This window comes from Qipengyuania vulgaris (assembly GCF_009827325.1).
Taxonomy (GTDB): domain Bacteria; phylum Pseudomonadota; class Alphaproteobacteria; order Sphingomonadales; family Sphingomonadaceae; genus Qipengyuania; species Qipengyuania vulgaris.
This window is the reverse complement of sequence record NZ_WTYC01000004.1, coordinates 127,474-145,147: the sequence shown is the minus strand read 5'-3', so window position 1 is coordinate 145,147 and position 17,674 is coordinate 127,474. Positions and strand designations below refer to the sequence as shown.

General features: G+C 59.0%; 17 protein-coding genes. 9 read left to right on the top strand and 8 right to left on the bottom strand.

The genetic code is table 11. From position 1 onward, the window contains the following. Positions 1-12: 12 nt before the first annotated feature. Genes GRI69_RS09275 through GRI69_RS16355 form a run of 3 tightly spaced genes read left to right on the top strand, consistent with a single transcriptional unit; the run spans position 13 to position 2,977 of the window. On the top strand, positions 13-1,509 hold the full coding sequence (locus GRI69_RS09275) for a sensor histidine kinase (protein ID WP_160728003.1): 1,497 nt from the start codon (positions 13-15) through the stop codon (positions 1,507-1,509). After that, positions 1,506-1,949, top strand: coding sequence for a response regulator (locus GRI69_RS09270; RefSeq protein ID WP_160728002.1), 444 nt, complete (start codon positions 1,506-1,508; stop codon positions 1,947-1,949). The genes GRI69_RS09275 and GRI69_RS09270 overlap by 4 nt, the downstream gene beginning before the upstream one ends. Next, the gene (locus tag GRI69_RS16355; RefSeq protein WP_337191055.1) at positions 1,931-2,977 is read left to right on the top strand and encodes a histidine kinase dimerization/phosphoacceptor domain -containing protein; all 1,047 of its coding nucleotides are present in this window, start codon (positions 1,931-1,933) and stop codon (positions 2,975-2,977) included. The genes GRI69_RS09270 and GRI69_RS16355 overlap by 19 nt, the downstream gene beginning before the upstream one ends. 5 nt (positions 2,978-2,982) lie before the next feature. On the opposite strand, the gene GRI69_RS09260 is transcribed toward GRI69_RS16355, so the two are convergent. Further along, entirely contained in the window at positions 2,983-4,203 is a 1,221-nt protein-coding gene (locus GRI69_RS09260; RefSeq protein ID WP_160728000.1) for a bifunctional alpha/beta hydrolase/OsmC family protein, read from the bottom strand. A 98-nt stretch (positions 4,204-4,301) separates the two neighbouring features. On the opposite strand from GRI69_RS09260, the gene GRI69_RS09255 reads away from it, so the two are divergent. Next, the gene (locus tag GRI69_RS09255) at positions 4,302-5,168 is read left to right on the top strand and encodes an AAA family ATPase (protein ID WP_160727999.1); all 867 of its coding nucleotides are present in this window, start codon (positions 4,302-4,304) and stop codon (positions 5,166-5,168) included. Positions 5,169-5,245: 77 nt separating this feature from the next. Here GRI69_RS09255 and GRI69_RS09250 read toward each other — a convergent pair whose 3' ends face one another. Beyond that, positions 5,246-6,646, bottom strand: a complete 1,401-nt coding sequence (locus tag GRI69_RS09250; protein WP_160727998.1) for a methyl-accepting chemotaxis protein — start codon at positions 6,644-6,646, stop codon at positions 5,246-5,248. A 140-nt stretch (positions 6,647-6,786) separates the two neighbouring features. Here GRI69_RS09250 and GRI69_RS09245 point away from each other — a divergent pair, with 140 nt between their 5' ends. Continuing rightward, the gene (locus GRI69_RS09245; protein WP_160727997.1) at positions 6,787-7,968 is read left to right on the top strand and encodes a vWA domain-containing protein; all 1,182 of its coding nucleotides are present in this window, start codon (positions 6,787-6,789) and stop codon (positions 7,966-7,968) included. A gap of 30 nt (positions 7,969-7,998) precedes the next feature. Here GRI69_RS09245 and GRI69_RS09240 read toward each other — a convergent pair whose 3' ends face one another. Then, the gene (locus tag GRI69_RS09240) at positions 7,999-9,201 is read right to left on the bottom strand and encodes an exo-beta-N-acetylmuramidase NamZ family protein (protein ID WP_160727996.1); all 1,203 of its coding nucleotides are present in this window, start codon (positions 9,199-9,201) and stop codon (positions 7,999-8,001) included. Further along, the gene (locus GRI69_RS09235; RefSeq protein ID WP_160727995.1) at positions 9,198-9,740 is read right to left on the bottom strand and encodes a DOMON-like domain-containing protein; all 543 of its coding nucleotides are present in this window, start codon (positions 9,738-9,740) and stop codon (positions 9,198-9,200) included. Before GRI69_RS09235 ends, GRI69_RS09240 begins: the two co-directional genes overlap by 4 nt. A 32-nt stretch (positions 9,741-9,772) precedes the next feature. On the opposite strand from GRI69_RS09235, the gene tyrS reads away from it, so the two are divergent. The 4 genes from tyrS to cysK all read left to right on the top strand — a co-directional run bounded on the left by tyrS (position 9,773) and on the right by cysK (position 13,752). Continuing rightward, positions 9,773-11,002, top strand: coding sequence for a tyrosine--tRNA ligase (tyrS, locus tag GRI69_RS09230; RefSeq protein WP_160727994.1), 1,230 nt, complete (start codon positions 9,773-9,775; stop codon positions 11,000-11,002). A gap of 112 nt (positions 11,003-11,114) precedes the next feature. Next, positions 11,115-11,453 (top strand): PilZ domain-containing protein, encoded by a 339-nt coding sequence (locus GRI69_RS09225; protein ID WP_160727993.1) that lies wholly within the window; start codon positions 11,115-11,117, stop codon positions 11,451-11,453. A gap of 74 nt (positions 11,454-11,527) precedes the next feature. Further along, positions 11,528-12,835, top strand: coding sequence for an MFS transporter (locus GRI69_RS09220; protein ID WP_337191051.1), 1,308 nt, complete (start codon positions 11,528-11,530; stop codon positions 12,833-12,835). Next, on the top strand, positions 12,832-13,752 hold the full coding sequence (cysK, locus tag GRI69_RS09215) for a cysteine synthase A (RefSeq protein WP_160727992.1): 921 nt from the start codon (positions 12,832-12,834) through the stop codon (positions 13,750-13,752). Before GRI69_RS09220 ends, cysK begins: the two co-directional genes overlap by 4 nt. Positions 13,753-13,828: 76 nt before the next feature. Here cysK and GRI69_RS09210 read toward each other — a convergent pair whose 3' ends face one another. The 4 genes from GRI69_RS09210 to GRI69_RS09195 form a co-directional block, all read right to left on the bottom strand. Then, entirely contained in the window at positions 13,829-15,634 is a 1,806-nt protein-coding gene (locus tag GRI69_RS09210; protein ID WP_160727991.1) for an acyl-CoA dehydrogenase C-terminal domain-containing protein, read from the bottom strand. 58 nt (positions 15,635-15,692) lie between these two features. Further along, a complete protein-coding gene (locus GRI69_RS09205) occupies positions 15,693-16,136 on the bottom strand; it encodes a MerR family transcriptional regulator (protein WP_160727990.1) in 444 nt (147 codons plus the stop codon). Between the two features lie 33 nt (positions 16,137-16,169). Beyond that, positions 16,170-16,544 (bottom strand): phosphoribosyl-AMP cyclohydrolase, encoded by a 375-nt coding sequence (hisI, locus tag GRI69_RS09200; protein ID WP_160727989.1) that lies wholly within the window; start codon positions 16,542-16,544, stop codon positions 16,170-16,172. 345 nt (positions 16,545-16,889) lie between these two features. Further along, entirely contained in the window at positions 16,890-17,654 is a 765-nt protein-coding gene (locus tag GRI69_RS09195) for a ComF family protein (protein WP_237453027.1), read from the bottom strand. Positions 17,655-17,674 lie beyond the last annotated feature (20 nt).

Here is a 17,674-nt window from a genome sequence, read left to right as displayed (position 1 = left end):
AGAGCGAAGAATATGCCAGACAAGGTCCGCGAACGTTACGAAAGGATTGGCCGCCGCCGGGTGATCGGTCTCCTCGGTATTGGCATCGTCCTGCTTGCGATTGCGATTATCGCAGGGATCGTGACCCTTGGTTCGATCAGCGAAGATACCGATCAGGTCGAACGCGTGATGGAGCGCCAGGCAAGTATCGACAGCCTATCTACGTTCAACGAACAGATCGCTGCTGGGCAACGCGGTTTCCTGCTGCAGCCAGATCCCGATTTCGCCCGCATCGTGCGCGAAGCCAGCGCCGACTACGAGACTGAGCAGGCACGTCTCGACGATTTACTGGTCGATGGCGGTCAAATTCAGAAACTCGAACAACTTCGCCGGCTGAATGCCGAACGAACAGTTCTCGTCGATGCAATGTTTGCCGATCCCGCCACAGCTTTCCTGGAAGCCAGAAACCTCGATTTCAGCGATGACCGCGGTGTGCTTATTACACAGGAGATACGTGAGGTTGCGAGGTCAATGTCCGACTTCGAAGCCGAGGAGCTTGGTCGCCGAAATCAAGCCCAACTCGGGTCACTCGTTCAATTCTACATTGTCGGCGGTGTTGCCACACTCCTCCTTCTCGGCGTTTTGGTGACTGCGGTTCTTGTTGTGCTGCGATACAATCGCGAGTTGGCGCAGGCCCAGATCAGCCTCCGCGAGGCCAATGTCGGCTTGGAGGAAGCCGTTCAAAAACGCACCGGCGAACTGTTGCGTGCCAATGAAGAGATTCAGCGCTTCGCCTATATCGTCAGTCATGACCTGCGTTCACCACTGGTCAACGTGTTGGGCTTCACTTCGGAACTCGACGAAGCGCGGAAGACGATCCGCGATCATCTGACAGAATTGTACGAGAGCAAGCCGGAATTGCGAAATGAAGAAGTCTGGCTCGCGGTCGACGAGGACCTGCCCGAGGCGCTCGACTTTATTCGCACATCCACCGAGAAGATGGACCGCCTGATCAATTCGATACTCGAGTTGTCAAGACAGGGCCGTCGCAAGCTCCAACCGGAGATGCTCGATATGGAAGCACTGACCAGCGACATCGTCACTTCGCTTCACCAACGCGCAGAAGACGCTGGTGCTTCCATCGAGGTCAAGGCGATACCGGACCTCGAGAGCGACCGTATTGCCGTCGAGCAGATCCTTCAGAATCTTATCGAAAATGCCCTCAAATACCTCAGCCCGAAGCGCGCCGGTGAGGTTACCGTCGAAGGCAGCAAGGCCGTTGGGACTGTTCGCATCGATGTGATCGACAATGGGCGGGGTATCGCCCCCGAAGATCATGAGAGAATTTTCGAGCTCTTCCGCCGCGCCGGCGCTCAAGATCAGGAAGGCGAAGGTCTCGGTCTCGCCAATGTTCGCGCACTGGCGTATCGTCTCGGTGGAATAGTCGAAGTCGAATCCGAGCTTGACCAAGGCTCGCGTTTCAGGCTTTCACTTCCTTCAAAATTCGTTGCCCAGGAGGCACTTCCATGAATTCCCAACAAACAGTCGGTATCGTCATGATCGAAGATGACGAAGGCCACGCACGCCTAATCGAAAAGAACATTCGCCGTGCAGGTATCTCTAACGACATCAAGCATTTCACCGATGGCACGACAGCCCTCGATTATCTGTTCAACGATCCCAGCGGTCCGGCCCAAAATGGTCCTGCGCTGGTACTGCTCGATCTGAACCTTCCGGACATGAGTGGAACCTCGATCCTCGAGAAGATCAAGGGCGACCAGAAGCTGCACCGCACCCCCGTTGTCGTCCTCACTACCACAGACGACAAGGTGGAAATCCAGCGCTGCTATGATCTCGGCTGCAATGTCTACATTACCAAGCCGGTAAATTATGAAAGCTTCGCCGACGCAATCCGCCAGCTGGGCCTGTTCCTTTCGGTTATCCAGGTTCCATCGGTAGACGAACAATAGAACCAAAGAAGATCCTCTATGTCGACGATGACGCCGGACTGCGGCGGCTGATCCAGCGCGCGCTGACCAAGCGCGGATTCGATGTAGAAACTGCTGAAAGTGCCGACGAAGGTCTTGAGTGCATGCGCATCACGACTTTCGACCTTGTGGCTATCGACAACCACATGCCAGGCAAAAGCGGCCGTCAGATGCTGGACGAAATCGTTGCAAAGGAAGGACACCCACCGGTCGTGTTCGTGACCGGCGATAGCGATACAGCAGTTGCTGTCGAGGCCATCCATGCCGGCGCCGCGGATTTCGTGGTCAAGACGGTAGGGGAAAGTTTCTTCGACCTGCTGGACGGACGGTTTCGCCAGGCTTTCCTCCGGGATCGGCTCGAACGGGAGAAACGCAAGGCCGAAGCCGATCTGCGCGAAGCAAACGAACGTCTAGAGATGCTGGTGCGTGAAGTTCACCATCGCGTGTCCAACTCGCTCCAGATGGTGCAGAGCTTCGTTGCGATGCAGGCCAATCAAACTGCCGAACCGGCAGCAAAGGACGCGTTGGAAGCGACGCAGAACCGCATCAAGGCGATCGGTAAGGTTCACCAGAATCTTTATACTCGCGGAGATTTGACCACGATCGATCTGGACGAATATCTGGAGACGCTGATCGCCGAATTGCGGGAAAACATGTCGGAGATCGACAATTCGGTCGACCTGATATTCTCGGCCGATCACGTCGAAGTTTCCCCCGATGATGCCGTAAACGTCGGAGTCGTCGTGAACGAATTGGTCACCAACGCCGCGAAGTACGCCTTTCCCGAAAATTCATCGGGAACTGTCCGCGTCGAACTGTCATCGCTCGAAAATGGATACAGCGTGGCGGTCAGCGACAATGGCGCGGGTATTGCCGATGGTGCGGGACCAGTAGGAACCGGCCTCGGGATGCGGATCGTCACGGCGATAACACGCAGTCTCGGAACCGAACTCGAAAAGCTGGAATGCGGTGTGGGCACCAGCCATCGCATAACCGTCAAAACGAACTGAAGATTTTAACCGAGCAACTTGGTCTCTACCGAAATTCTGCCTTCCAGCGTTTTGTGTACCGGACATTTGTCGGCGATCTCAAGCAGGCGTGTCTTCTGTTCGTTGGAAAGCGCTTCCCCGCTGAGAGCGATTTTGCGTGAGATCAGCTGGTGCGGCATGCCGTCTTCTTCCACCAGGCAATCTTCGCAATCTTTCGCATGGTCGCTCGAGTGAGTGAGATGAATCTGCACACCTTCCAATGGCCAGCCCTTTTGCCGCGCGTACATTCCCAAGGTCATCGAAGTGCAAGCGCCGAGCGCCCCCAGGAGTAAATCGTAGGGCGTCGGGCCGGTATCGTCGCCGCCATAGGATTTCGGCTCGTCGGCGATAAATCGATGGCTGACCGTGTGGATTTCGGTCCCGAACTTGCCGTGACCCATGCAGGTCACGACACCTTTATTCGGCATCGGCCAATCGTCGCGGAGCGGCAGATATCGGCTTGCCCAAGCGGCAATGACACTGGCCGCGAATTCGGCATCTTCTTCCTGCAGGAGAAGATGATCCGCGCCTTCCAGGCTAACGAAGCTCTTGGGGTGCCGCGCAGCCTGAAACAGCGCGCTGGCATGTTCGATCCCTACTACGTCATCGGTCGGAGAATGAAGGAACAGGAGCGGCTTCCGCAGACGTGCGACCTCGGCCAACAGGTCGACATTCTCGACCTTCTCGATGAATTCGCGCCCGAGGTTGAATTCGCGCCCTGCTATCCTGACTGCGCCTTCGCCGGTCTTGCGGATCTTGTCGAGATCGCCGTCGATGTTCGAAAGGACGTGCGGCACATCGGAAGGCGCGCCGATCGTGGCAATCGCCGCGATCTTTTCGAAACCCAGCTCGTCTGCAGCAGCCAGAACTGCGGCGCCGCCAAGACTGTGACCCACGAGAAGGACCGGCTGGGCAAATCGGTCGATAAGCTCCTCGGCTGCGGCTACGAGGTCGGAAACGTCAGCGGCGAATCCAGCGCGTCCGAAATCCCCACCGCTCCCGCCCAATCCGGTGAAATCGAAACGCAGACAGGCAATTCCCTTGATCGCAAGCTCTCTTGCAACTGCCACAGCTGCCTTGCTGTTCTTCGTGCAGGTAAAGCAGTGAGCGAAAAGGGCAGCGCCCCTTATGAGCCCGGTCGGAAGCTCGAGCGATCCAGTCAGATCATGCCCGGCATCCGTGGTGATGGTGATGTTTTCAGTCGGCATGGTCCGTCCTTAGATGCTTGGGCTTCAACAGGCTAACGCCCCCTTGCCCTTGGAGTGCCAGACCCCTAACGCATACGTAAAGTTGCAAGAGGAAACCGATGTCCGACACAAACGCCGAACAGACCCGTTTCGAAGGGACAAAGTCCTATATCGCGACAGAGGATCTGAAAGTTGCTGTCAACGCAGCGGTAACCCTTCGTCGCCCTCTGCTCGTCAAAGGCGAGCCCGGAACGGGCAAGACCGTTCTGGCTCACGAAATCTCGAAAGCGTTAGATGCACCGCTGATCGAATGGAACGTCAAATCAACGACCAAGGCGCAGCAGGGCCTGTATGAGTACGACGCAGTGGCCCGCTTGCGTGACGGCCAGCTGGGTGACGAGCGCGTTCACGACATTTCGAACTACATCAAGAAGGGCAAGCTGTGGGAGGCGTTCACCGCGCCCGAATTGCCCGTTCTCCTCATCGACGAAATAGACAAAGCCGATATCGAGTTTCCGAACGATCTCCTGCAGGAGCTCGACCGCATGAGCTTCGATGTCTATGAGACGCACACGCGGATCGAGGCGAAGGAACGGCCCATCGTGGTCATCACCTCGAACAACGAAAAGGAACTGCCCGACGCATTCCTGCGCCGCTGTTTCTTCCATTACATCAAGTTCCCCGACCGCGAGACGATGCGCGACATCATCGAGGTCCACTTCCCCGACATCCAGAAAAACCTCGTCAGCAAGGCGATGGAGATCTTTTACGAATTGCGCGACGTGCCGGGTCTCAAGAAAAAGCCCAGCACCAGCGAACTCCTCGATTGGCTCAAACTATTGTTGAACGAGGATATGCCGCTGGAAGTCTTGCAGGACAGCAATCCCAACAGCGCCATCCCACCGCTGCACGGTGCACTGCTCAAGAACGAACAGGATGTGATGATGTTCGAACGGCTCGCCTTCATGGCACGCCGCCAAACCTGAGCGAACATTCCTCCAATCAATAGCAAAGACCGGGAAGCGCGATGCGTTTCCCGGCCTTTCTTTGGAGCATGTTCAAATCAGCGGAAGCTGTAGGCCAGTTCGAAATCACCCCAGCGGCGACCATTGATCACAACCGGCACATAAACATTGCGCACGACCACGTAATTCTTCCCGTCGCCTTCCTGGCGATAGACAGCCATCATGTAGGCATCGTTCTGCTGCTTGGCCTTCTTATCGATCGCGTAGAGCATGATGCGTCCGTTGCGGCAGTAAGTAGTATCATGCGTGAGATCGCCTGTGGGCTTGCGGCAGCGATCAGTAATGTGAGTGGGAAGGAAGCCCTTCATATCGGCCTGAGAACACATCATGATCGGTCCACCCTCTCCGACCACCCGGTCGTTGATCGGGCGCCAATGGGCGTCTGCCCAGTCGCTAAGGGCGGTACGATACTGCTTCGGATTGGTGCCTTCGAGCAGACGGTAATTCTCGTCGAATAGCTGGTCCATTTTCAACGATCCGGACTTAATTGCCTCTTCGGCGGTCGCGATAACCTCGGATGCGAAGTGCTGTGCCTTCTCGACCATCTGGCTGTCCTGCGGAGAAAGCCCGGCCTTTACGATCTGGTCGAACATCTCGCTGGCGGTCAGTTCGAGCTCTTCGATTCGCTCGTGGGCCGTTTCGAGTCGCTGCTCGTTTTCATTGGCAGCCCGGTCGAAGCTGTCGATCACACTGGAAACTCGATCGACATGTTCCGTCATCATACCGGTGGCGCGAGTAATCTGGTCGTTCTGCTGGTCGACTTCGTCTACGAGCTGGCTGACACCGGAAATGGTCGCGTCGATGCTGGCAACCGAGGTCTTCGCTTCATTGGATGCCTTGGCGCCCGCTTCGATCCTTTCGATCACGGTTGCCGCCTCGCTGCCCAGCGTCTCGATCACATCGCTGATCTCGTCGGTTGCCTTGCGCGTCTCGCCAGCGAGCGTCTTCACCTCGTTGGCCACGACTGCAAAAGTACGCCCTGCATCGCCTGCACGCATCGCCTCGATGGTGGCATTGAGCGCGAGAATGTTAGTCGTCTCCGCAATCTGTTCGATGTCCTGCGAACACCGCTTCACCTGGTCCATCGCAGCAGCGAATCCGGTGACGTGGGTCGCAAGGGTTTCGACGAGATCAAGCAGACTGGTGATCTGCTGCAGCGAAGACTGGATCTGGCTGGTGCCCATGTTGAGCCGCTCGATCGCCCGCGCGGAAAGCAGGCGGGCTTCGTCACTGGCTTCGGAAACCTTGCGCTGATCGGCTTCGAGTTCCTTGACAGTTCCCTGAAGCTCTATGTGTTCGGCCCGCAGGACACCGGAACTGTCGAGAACCGCCTGGACGATTCCGGCGACATCGGAGCATCCTACCGTGACTTTGCCGCAGGCTTCCGGAATGCGCTCGAGGGCCGATGCTCCCCGTGCATCGATTGCGCTGACTTCCATCTATCGAGACCCCTGTTATGGAATGTTCTCCCTGCGCTCTAGGGGCGAATGGTTAGGGGAGCGTTAAGTCTAACTGCACATTTGCCAATTGGTATCTGGCGGGGCTGGCGTGTCGGCAATGTGCAGGTTAGGAAAGAACCATGTTCTTCAATTTCGTCGACGAGCTGCGCGCAGCCGGCATTTCCGCAAGCTTCAAGGAACACCTCACCCTGCTCGAAGCCTTGGACAGGGAAGTGATCGGTCAATCGCCGGAGAGTTTCTACTATCTGAGCCGGGCGACTTTCGTAAAAGACGAAGGCCTGCTCGATCGGTTCGATCAGGTTTTCTCGAAGGTCTTCAAGGGCATCATGACCGATTACGGCCAGAACCCGGTGGATATTCCGGAAGACTGGCTGAAGGCAGTGGCCGAGAAATTCCTCTCCGACGAAGAGATGGAAAAGATCAAGAGCCTGGGCGACTGGGACGAGATCATGGAAACGCTGAAGAAGCGCCTCGAAGAACAGCACGAACGCCACCAAGGCGGCAACAAATGGATCGGCACCGGAGGGACCTCGCCATTCGGCAATTCGGGATACAATCCCGAAGGGGTGCGGATCGGCGGCGAAAGCAAGCACAAGCGTGCCATCAAGGTATGGGACAAGCGCGAGTTCAAGAATCTCGACAACACCAAGGAACTCGGCACACGCAACATCAAGATGGCGCTGCGACGGTTACGCCGTTTCGCGCGCGAAGGTGCAGCAGACGAACTGGATCTCGACGCGACTATCGAGGGGACTGCCAAGCAGGGTTGGCTCGACATCCACATGCGGCCAGAACGGCACAATGCAGTGAAGCTTCTGCTCTTCCTCGACGTCGGCGGATCGATGGACCCGTTCATCAAGGTAACCGAGGAGCTCTTCAGCGCCGCGACGAGCGAATTCAAGAATCTTGAATTCTTCTATTTCCACAATTGCCTTTACGAGGGCCTTTGGAAGGATAACCGGCGGCGGTGGCAGGAGCGAACCAAGACCTGGGATGTGCTTCACAAATATGGCCACGATTACAAGGTCGTCTTCGTCGGCGATGCGGCGATGAGTCCCTATGAGATCACCCATCCGGGTGGCAGCGTGGAGCATATGAACGAAGAAGCCGGCGCAACCTGGATGCAGCGGGTGACAAACACCTATCCGGCAACCGTCTGGCTCAATCCCGTACCAGAAAAGCAGTGGGGCTATTCTCAATCGACAAAGGTGATGAAACACCTCGTCAACGATCGGATGTATCCCCTCACGCTGGACGGATTGGACGATGCGATGCGCGAACTCAGCCGGAAACAGGGCTGAGAGTCGGGCACGCACCGATCTGCACAGCGGTCAACTGTAGATCAGGTGCGGCGCAATGGTTTCGCGCCAGCTTCCTTCATCCCGCCCGGCAATTTCCTCAAGGTCTCCCGGTTCGGCCTCGGTATCGTCGACCCATTCGCGCAGAGCCGGGCCGCCGTTGATCACATCGATGGCAAGCCGATCGAACTCGTACTCATAAGGGAAATCGCGCCAGAGTTCGTAATCGGGATAGAGAGTACGGATCGCCTTGAAAGCGAGAGCCTGCAAGCGCCACGGCTTGAATTCGTGATGATCGTAAAACGGACCTTCCGCGTGTATCATCAAGCCGTTGCAGAGGCTTCCCGCGTGCTTATGGAAGGTCGGTTCGAACCAGCATTCGCGCAGGCGGCATCCTCGCAGCCACATCGGCGAAACACGCTTCATCTCCTCCAGCACGGCATGGGCGTCGATATCGGGCGCACCGAAGAGCACTTCGAGCGGCCGGGTCGTTCCCCTGCCCTCGCTCAGCGTCGTGCCTTCGAGCATGACGGTTCCCGCATAGGCTCGCGCCATGTTCAAGTTTGCTGCGTTGGGGCTCGGATTGATCCACACGCGATTTTCGGGCCAGCCAAAGCCCGGTGCCTTGCCCGGTTTCCAGCCTTCCATCTCGATCACGCGGTAATCGACATCAAGGTTGAAATGCTCGACGAACCAATGGCCCATCTCTCCCATCGTCATGCCGTGGCGCATCGTCATGGGCGCAGCGCCGACAAAGCTTTCCTGTCCGGGAAGCAGCAGCGTGCCTTCGACGGGCCCGCCCGCCGGGTTGGGGCGATCGAGCACCCAGACCGACTTGCCCGTTTTCGCAGCTTCTTCGAGCAAATAGAGCAGCGTGGTAACAAAGGTATAGATGCGGCACCCGAGGTCCTGCAGGTCGAACAGGAAGACATCGGCCGTCGACATCATCTGGCCGCTGGGCCGACGCACTTCGCCGTAGAGACTGAAGATGGGGATGCCATACCGCGGATCGGTCTCGTCCGCAGTCTCGACCATGTTGTCCTGCTTGTCGCCCTTCAGGCCGTGCTGCGGACCGAAAGCAGAGGTCACGTTGATCCCGCGCCCGATCAGGGCGTCGAGCGAATGCTCTAGCTGAGCAGTGACCGAAGCTGGATGGGCGACGAGCGAAACGTGTTTGCCTTCGAGCGGCGCACGCAATTCGTCGTCAGTGATGAGGCGGTCGATCCCGAATTTCATGCAGGCGTCGGTGCAACAAGGCGAGCGGTGAAGCAAGCGGGATCATGGAAATCTGGTTCGGCGCGTGAATGGTCGAGCGCCCAGAAGCTTTTGATCCCGCCTACTTCTTCCAGCACGCAAGTCATTCCCGCCGAGCAATCGCCTGCGGGTAACGCACCGGCAGGGATCGCCGCATCGAAGATCGCAAAGCTGCTGCCCTGCCGCATAGTACATTTCGGCTCGCGTGGAGAAGGCCTGTCTTCCATACCCTCTCGCGCCGAAGAAAAGTCGTAGGCCGCCCAGCGCTCGGAAGGAGAAAGGTTGAACTCGCAATAGGCATTCCCGCCATCGGGCTTCACGAACAGTTCGAAGCAGGTCGTACGCCACAGTTCATCACCCCTTCCCTTCCCGGCGAAGGAAGGCACGACCAGCTTGCCTGATCCCTCGATTCTCCAGCGCAAACGCAACCAGTTGCCATCGCGCGAGACGATCCGCGCGGATACGGCAGATACCTCCAGGGGCGGATAGGCCCGGTGAGCCGAGAGTTCATGCGTTTCCAAAGCCAAATCCCCATGCTAGCGGGCGCTCCATCATGAGCACCTACCAATCCGATCTCCTGCGTCTGCTCGAAGAGCGCGGCTATATCCACCAGATTACCGATGCTGAGGGATTGGACGCCCTTGCCGCGCGGCAGATCGTTCCCGGGTATATCGGGTTCGATCCCACCGCGCCGTCGCTTCATATCGGCAGCCTCGTGCAGATCATGATGCTGCGCAGGCTCCAGCAGGCCGGGCACAAGCCGATCGTCGTCATGGGCGGAGGAACCGGCAAGATCGGCGATCCCAGTGGACGCGACGAGAGTCGGCGGCTGATGAACGATAAGATCATCGCGGAGAATGTCGCCGGGATCCGGCAAGTGTTCGAACGCCTGCTTACTTTTGGCGACGGTCCGACCGATGCAATCATGGTCGACAACGACGAATGGCTCAGCAAGCTCGGTTACATCGAACTTCTGCGGAACGTCGGGCCGCACTTCACGGTCAATCGCATGCTGACATTCGATTCGGTCAAATTGCGGCTCGATCGGGAACAGCCGCTGACGTTCCTCGAATTCAATTACATGATCCTCCAGGCCTACGACTACCGCGAACTCGCGCTGCGCTATGACTGCCGCCTGCAGATGGGCGGAAGCGATCAGTGGGGCAATATCGTCAACGGCATGGAGCTTGCGCGCCGGATGGACGGCAGCGAGCTGTTCGGCCTGACGACGCCGCTTTTGACGACGGCGGACGGAGCCAAGATGGGCAAGACCGCCGCCGGTGCCGTCTGGCTGAACGAGGCGCAGCTCCCCAATTACGATTTCTGGCAATACTGGCGCAATGTGGACGACCGGGATGTCGGCCGTTTCCTGCGCCTTTTCACGGACCTTCCGCTGGATGAAATCACCGAGCTGGAAGCGCTTGATGGGGCGGAGATCAACCGAGCGAAGACCGTTCTTGCCAATGAAGTCACCGCGCTTGTTCGCGGAAGGGACGCAGCGGTATCGGCAGAGAAGACCGCGGCGGAGACTTTCGCCGGCGGCGGAGCGGGCGGCGACCTCCCCTCGCTCGAAGTCGGCCCCGACGGCATGCGCATCGGTGCCGTGCTTACGGAGCTGGGCTTCACCGCGTCGGGCAAGGAAGCAAAACGCAAATTGGCCGAAGGCGCCGTCAAGGTGGATGGCCAGACGGTAAGCGATGCAGGCTACCTGCTGGAAGTCGGCGAAGGCGCGGAACTGAAACTGTCGCTGGGCAAAAAGAAGCACGCAATTATCCGCCGCTGACATATATTTGGCGAACAAGAATTTCGCGGTTCTTACATTCCGGTTTACCATTTATTCGCCATTCTAGGCGATAACGGGCTGGTCACGAGAACATCAAAAGGGTTCAAGCCGCATGAGCGCCGGAGCACAACTCAGCGTAACCGACCAGCGCCGGATGGCGCGGCACCCGGTAGACCACCCGGTCATCGCGGAGCATTTCGGCAAGGGCGACATGCGGATGCATATCGCGAACATTTCAGCCAATGGTTTCATGATCGACGATGCTGACGCCATCAATCGCGGTGAGCGGGTTGTCGTGCGCCTACCGGTCATCGGCCGCATCGAAGCCTACTGCATCTGGTGCCGCGACAACCGCGCGGGCTTTCAGTTCGAACGGATCATTCGGGTCGACGATTTCCTCTCGATGATCGACACGCTTCAGCCCAACCCGCGCCTGCGCAAGCTGCGCTGAACGCCAACATCTCTTTTTAATCGAGCAAGCAGGCGTCTCTTCACAAGCGAAGGGGCGCCTGCCATGCGTCCGGCGTGACACCAGACATCGCCTCCCCGGACACCTCTCCGCTCCGCATAGCCAATTTTCGCGCCTACTGGCTTTCCCGCCTGTCGATGACCCTGGCGCAGTACGCGATGATGCTGATCATCGGGTGGCAGACCTACAATATCGCGCGCGACGGCGGGATGGGTGTGGGCGAAGCTTCGGGTCAGCTGGCCTTGATCGGCTTGCTGCAATTCGTGCCCTTGTTCCTGCTTACGCCCTTCTCGGGCTGGGCAGCTGATCATTTCGACCGCCGGAATCTCGGTCGACTGACTGTCCTTCTGCAGCTCCTGTGCGCCGGAATATTGGCGTGGCTGACATGGACCGACACCATTGTCCTGCCCTGGATTTTCGGCGTCGCGATCCTCCTAGGCATTGCCCGCGCCTTTGCCGGTCCGGCCCTGTCCGCGCTCGCTCCGAACCTCGTTCCCAAGGCAATCCTGCCGAATGCCATCGCCCTGTCGAGCATTTCCTGGCAGGTCGGCATGATCGTCGGTCCTGCGGTCGGGGGCTATTTCTATGCCGTCTTTCCTTCCCTTCCCTATATCGTCGCCGGCGGGCTGTTCTTGGTCTCGATCACTGCCCTCTCCTTCATCGGCAAGGTCCCGCAGCCGCCCCGTCCGCAGAACCAGCGCCCGATCCACGCGATGGTCGAAGGGCTGCGCTACGTCGTGCGCAACAAGATGGTCCTCGGCGCGATTACGCTGGACCTCTTCGCAGTATTCCTCGCCGGCGCGACGGCGCTTTTCCCGGTCTATGCACGCGATATCCTGCAGGTAGGCGAGACCGGTCTGGCGCAGCTCGCCATGGCCCCTGCCGTTGGCGCTGCGCTCACTGCACTATGGTTCAGCTTCCGTCCGCTCAAGACGCAGGTCGGGCCCAAGATGCTCTGGGCCGTCGCCATTTTCGGTGTGGCAACAATCGTTTTCGGCGTGTCGACCTCGATGCCCCTAAGCCTTGCGATGCTCTTCATCGTTGGCGCGGCGGACATGTTCAGCGTATATATCCGCCAGTCGCTGATCCAGCTGCATACGCCCGACGAGAAGCGCGGGAGGGTCTCGTCAGTCAGCCTGCTGACCATCAGCGCCTCGAACGAATTCGGCGACTTCTTTTCCGGCAGCTTGGCTTATGCGATAGGTCCGGTTGCCGCGGTCGTCAGCGGCGGGGCGGGTGCGCTCATAACGGTGGCGGCCTGGACGAAGATTTTTCCCGTTCTTCGCACAACGAGGACCTTCGACCCGCCTGAAGAATTGCAAGAACAGACACCCGAAGAAAAGCTGCAGGAGCAGATCCCATGAAAGCCCAGTCAGTCCTAGAAACCATTGGCGGTACGCCGCACATTCGCCTTGCGCGCCTGTTTCCCGACCACGAGGTCTGGGTGAAGAGCGAGCGTGCCAATCCCGGCGGTTCGATCAAGGATCGTATCGGCCTCGCGATGGTCGAAGACGCAGCAAAGGACGGCAAGCTCAAGCCGGGCGGAACGATCATCGAGCCGACCAGCGGCAACACCGGCATCGGCCTGGCGATGGCGGCCGCGGTCAAGGGCTACAAGCTCGTCCTCGTGATGCCTGAAAGCATGAGCCTCGAGCGTCGCCGGCTGATGCTCGCCTATGGTGCGACCTTCGACCTGACACCCAAGGAAGGCGGCATGAAAGGGGCGATCGAACGCGCGCACGAGCTCGTCCAGAAAACCGAAGGTGCATGGATGCCGAGCCAGTTCGACAATCCGTCCAACTTCGAAGTGCACAAACGGACCACGGCGCGCGAAATCCTCGCAGACTTCGCTAACGAGCCGATCGACGTGATGATTACCGGCGTCGGCACAGGCGGCCACCTCACCGGCTGCGCCGAGGTACTGAAAGAAACCTGGACCGGCATGAAGGCCTATGCCGTCGAGCCGACCGGCTCACCCGTAATCAGTGGCGGTCAGCCTGGCCCCCATCCCATCCAGGGTATCGGTGCAGGCTTCGTACCGGAAAACCTGCACACCTCGGCAATCGACGGGGCGATCCAGGTCGAACCGGAAGATGCCAAGGAGTGGGCGCGCAGATGCGCCGCAGAGGAAGGTTTGCTGGTGGGAATCTCGAGCGGGGCGACCCTCGCCGCGATCGCCAAGAAACTTCCAGGGCTCGATGCAGGCAGCCGTATCCTCGGCTTCAACTACGACACAGGCGAGCGTTACCTATCGGTGCCGGATTTCCTGCCGACCGAATAGTATCTGACCAGGCTTGAATACAAGAAAGGGCGCTCTCCTCGCGGAGGGCGCCCTTCTCTTTTGCCAAAGCTCGCTATCAGGCGGCGGTCTGGAAGGCATCCTCGCCCAGCGCCATCAGGCTGTCGCTGCCAGCTTCCAGCTTGCGGCGCAGCGCGCCGGCATCGGGCAGGTAACGGTCCATATAATAACGCGCCGTGGCCAGCTTCTGCTCGTAGAACGCCTTGTCGTCGCCAGCGCTGCCGAGTTTCGTCTGTGCCACCTTGGCCATTTTCAGCCACATCAGACCGAGAGTCACAATGCCCATGATGTGCATGTAGTGGTGCGCACCTGCCCCGAGGTGATTGGGGTTCTGCATGGCGTTCTGCATGAACCACATGGTCGCCCCCTGCTGCTGACCGAGCGCCTTTTCGAGCTGTTCGGCCATGTCTTTCAATTCGTCGACTTCCTTCGCCGCAGCAATTTCATCGCCCACATGCTTGAAGAAGGCCTGCACCCCGGCTCCGCCCTTCTGGGCGAGCTTGCGGCCACAAAGGTCCATCGCCTGAACGCCATTGGTGCCTTCGTAGATCTGGGCGATGCGCGCATCGCGGACAAACTGGCTCATGCCCCATTCCTCGATGTAGCCATGGCCGCCGAAGACCTGCTGCATGTTGGTAGCGACTTCATAGCCCTTGTCGGTGCCGTAGCCTTTGATCACGGGGGTCATCAGGCCGAGAAGCAGGTCGGCTTCCTCTCGCTCTTCCTCGGTTTCGGCCTTGTGGATCAGATCGACGAGCAGACCGCCCCATAGTGCAAGAGCGCGCATGCCTTCGGTGAAGGCTTTCGCGTCCATCAACATGCGGCGGACATCGGGGTGGACGAAGATCGGATCGGCCTGCTGCTCGGGCTCCGCCGGACCGGTCAATGCGCGACCTTGCCGACGGTCGAGCGCATAGGCGACTGCGTTCTGATAGGCGACTTCAGCCTGGCTCAGACCCTGGATGCCGACACCGAGGCGCGCCGCGTTCATCATGATGAACATGGCAGCGAGCCCTTTGTTCTCCTCGCCGACCAGCCAGCCTTTCGCGCCGTCGTAGTTGAGGACGCAGGTGGAGTTGCCGTGAATGCCCATCTTTTCTTCGATCGAGCCGCACATCACACCGTTACGCTCGCCTACCGAACCGTCTTCGTTCACGAGGAACTTCGGCACCACGAAAAGGGAAATGCCCTTGCTGCTGTCGGGGGCACCGGGGGTCTTGGCGAGAACGAGATGGATGATGTTCTCGGACATGTCGTGTTCGCCCGCCGAAATGAAGATCTTGGTGCCGGTGATCGAATAGCTGTCATCGCCCTGCGGCTCAGCCTTGGTGCGAATCATGCCAAGGTCGGTCCCGCAATGGGGCTCGGTCAGGTTCATGGTGCCCGTCCACTCGTTCGAGATCATCTTGGGCAGGTACATCGCCTTTTGTTCGTCCGAACCCTTGGCAATGAGCGCCGAAATCGCGCCATTGGTAAGGCCCGGATACATGCCGAAGGCCTGGTTCGCGCTAGAGATGAATTCTTCCATCACGAACCCCAGAACATGAGGCATGCCCTGCCCACCGAACTCTTCGGGAGCGGAGATCGTGCCCCAGCCCGCTTCGCGGAACTGGTCGAATGCCTCCTTGAAACCGGGAGGCGTCGTTACTGATCCGTCTTCATTGCGAACGCAGCCATGCTCGTCACCAATGCGATTGAGCGGGGCGAGCACCTCGGCGCAAAACTTGCCGCCTTCGTTGATGACGGCTTCCACGACATCTTCCGAGGCCATTTCGAATCCGGACAGGTTTCCGTAGCTCGCCAGTCCCAGCAATTCGTTGATGATGAAGCGGGCGTCGCGGGCGGGTGCGGTGTAGGTGGGCATTGTTCGTCCTTAGGAGAGAGTGTCGTTGGGGTGGCGTCTCGCCGGGGAGTGAGAGGAGTCAGTCGAGCTGGTCTTCGACCAGAGTGATGAATTCGGAAAGCTCCTTGATCGAGCTATCTATATCGGCACGTTGTGCCTTCAGTTTGGCGACATGCTTGCGGCATTTTTCCAGCGTAACCCGGCGCTGCTCGGCGCGGCCGTCGTCGAGATCGTAAAGATCGATCATCTCACGAATCTCGGTGAGTGAGAAACCCACGTTCTTGGCGCGCATGATCCATGCAAGCCGCGCACGATCGCGCTTCGAATAAATCCGCGTCAATCCCACCCGCGATGGCGCGATCAGGCCCTCATCCTCGTAAAACCGGAGGGCACGGGCCGTACAATCGAATTCGCTGGTCAGGTCCGAGATCGAAAACTGCTCACGTTCGAGCTTGTCGGGCCGGTCGAGATGGGCACCGGCATGGCGGCGCCCGTTATCAGTATTGGGAAGCGGCTGGGTCATGCCGACATCTCTAACCCAACGTTTACGTAAGCGTCAAGAATTGACGGGTTGGAGAATGCCGCCTTCGAGCTTGCGATAGAAGCAGCTCACCGCCCCGGTATGACAAGTCGGGCCCGCGGGACGACAGCGCAGGATCAGCGCATCCTGATCGCAATCTACGAGGATTTCCTCGACGTTCAGGACGTTGCCGGAGCTTTCGCCTTTCTTCCACAGTCGCGCCCGCGAACGGGAGTGAAAGTGTGCCACTCCCGTGGAAACGGTCGCGTCGAGAGCCTCGCGATCCATGAAAGCAAGCATGAGAATACGATCCGTCGAGCAGTCTTGCACGACCGCGCTCAGTAACCCTTGTTGGTCGAATTTCGGCACGAAGGTAGTGCCTTGCTCGATGCCTTTTTGATCTCCGCCCACGAATGCTCCTGAAATTGTATATATGCGACAGGCTGTTGCAGGATCACCACAAGGGATGTCCAAAATCGATACTAGCGATAGAACGCTGTTTGATGAACGGTCATTTTAGGAGATGTATCACCTCAGCAAGCACGTGAGGCTTGCCCGCCGGAGCATCGGTGCCAACAGAGCGCCAGGTTCAGGGGGTCCCGGATTCGCAGCCGCATGGGGGTTTACACGCGGCGCATCCGGTAACGATGAGGGATAGGATCTGGTGCATGCTGGGGGGCTGCACTTAAGTCGAAAGACAGGTCCGGTGTATTTCGTCACGTGGCGCCCGGGGTCTTCGGACTCCGGGCGTTTCGTTTATCTGGCGTGATCGAGCGCCTCGTCGAGTACCCTTGCGAAACACGCAATGACGACACTCTTCGCTCCCGCCCGCTTCAGCGCTTTGACGCACGCCGTGCTGGTTGCGCCGCTGGTGAGAACATCGTCGACGAGCAGGATGTGGCGCCCCTTGACCGCATCGGGCCTGCGCACCGCAATTGCACCTCCCAGAACCATCGCCCGCGCTTTCGCTCCCATTCCGCCTAGGATCGGGGTGCGCTTTGTCCGCACAAGACCGTCCACCACGACCCGGTCGCATCCTGCTTTGCCCAGTTCGCGGGCCAGCAGTGCCGCTTGGTTGAACCCGCGCTGCCACAGCCGCCAGCGATGCAATGGAACCGGGATCAAGAGCCGTTCTTCCTCGCACGGCGGGATGCGGGCGGCGATCAGCCTTGCGAGCAGCGGAGCGAGTGCGATTCGCCGGCCATGTTTGAGAGCCAGCACGAGCTTGCGCGAGGTATCGGTGTAGAGTGTGCCTGCTGCGATACCGTCGTGAACCGGCGGATTACCCAGGCATGGGGCGCAGATCGCACCTTCCGCTGGCCCGCTATCCCCGAAAGGCCGCTGGCATGATGCGCATGAAGGGTTTCCCGGAATGGCGAGGTCCGACCAGCAGATCGCGCATAGTCCGCCCTGTTCGCCGGTACCTTCGCCGCACGCCGGGCATCGCGGCGGATAGACAAGGTCCACGAATGGCGCGATGCCCTCCCCCGCAGCCCGCCGCAGCATGGTTACTCTCCCCATGGGAACTCGCTGCACGACTT

Coding starts and splice junctions, on each gene's coding strand:
- GRI69_RS09275 (WP_160728003.1), top strand. CDS start 13: ATGCCAGACAAGGTCCGCGAACGTTACGAAAGGATTGGCCGCCGCCGG.
- GRI69_RS09270 (WP_160728002.1), top strand. CDS start 1,506: ATGAATTCCCAACAAACAGTCGGTATCGTCATGATCGAAGATGACGAA.
- GRI69_RS09260 (WP_160728000.1), bottom strand. CDS start 4,203: ATGCCGACTGAAAACATCACCATCACCACGGATGCCGGGCATGATCTG.
- GRI69_RS09255 (WP_160727999.1), top strand. CDS start 4,302: ATGTCCGACACAAACGCCGAACAGACCCGTTTCGAAGGGACAAAGTCC.
- GRI69_RS09250 (WP_160727998.1), bottom strand. CDS start 6,646: ATGGAAGTCAGCGCAATCGATGCACGGGGAGCATCGGCCCTCGAGCGC.
- GRI69_RS09245 (WP_160727997.1), top strand. CDS start 6,787: ATGTTCTTCAATTTCGTCGACGAGCTGCGCGCAGCCGGCATTTCCGCA.
- GRI69_RS09240 (WP_160727996.1), bottom strand. CDS start 9,201: ATGAAATTCGGGATCGACCGCCTCATCACTGACGACGAATTGCGTGCG.
- tyrS (WP_160727994.1), top strand. CDS start 9,773: ATGAGCACCTACCAATCCGATCTCCTGCGTCTGCTCGAAGAGCGCGGC.
- GRI69_RS09225 (WP_160727993.1), top strand. CDS start 11,115: ATGAGCGCCGGAGCACAACTCAGCGTAACCGACCAGCGCCGGATGGCG.
- cysK (WP_160727992.1), top strand. CDS start 12,832: ATGAAAGCCCAGTCAGTCCTAGAAACCATTGGCGGTACGCCGCACATT.
- GRI69_RS09210 (WP_160727991.1), bottom strand. CDS start 15,634: ATGCCCACCTACACCGCACCCGCCCGCGACGCCCGCTTCATCATCAAC.
- GRI69_RS09205 (WP_160727990.1), bottom strand. CDS start 16,136: ATGACCCAGCCGCTTCCCAATACTGATAACGGGCGCCGCCATGCCGGT.
- GRI69_RS09195 (WP_237453027.1), bottom strand. CDS start 17,654: ATGGGGAGAGTAACCATGCTGCGGCGGGCTGCGGGGGAGGGCATCGCG.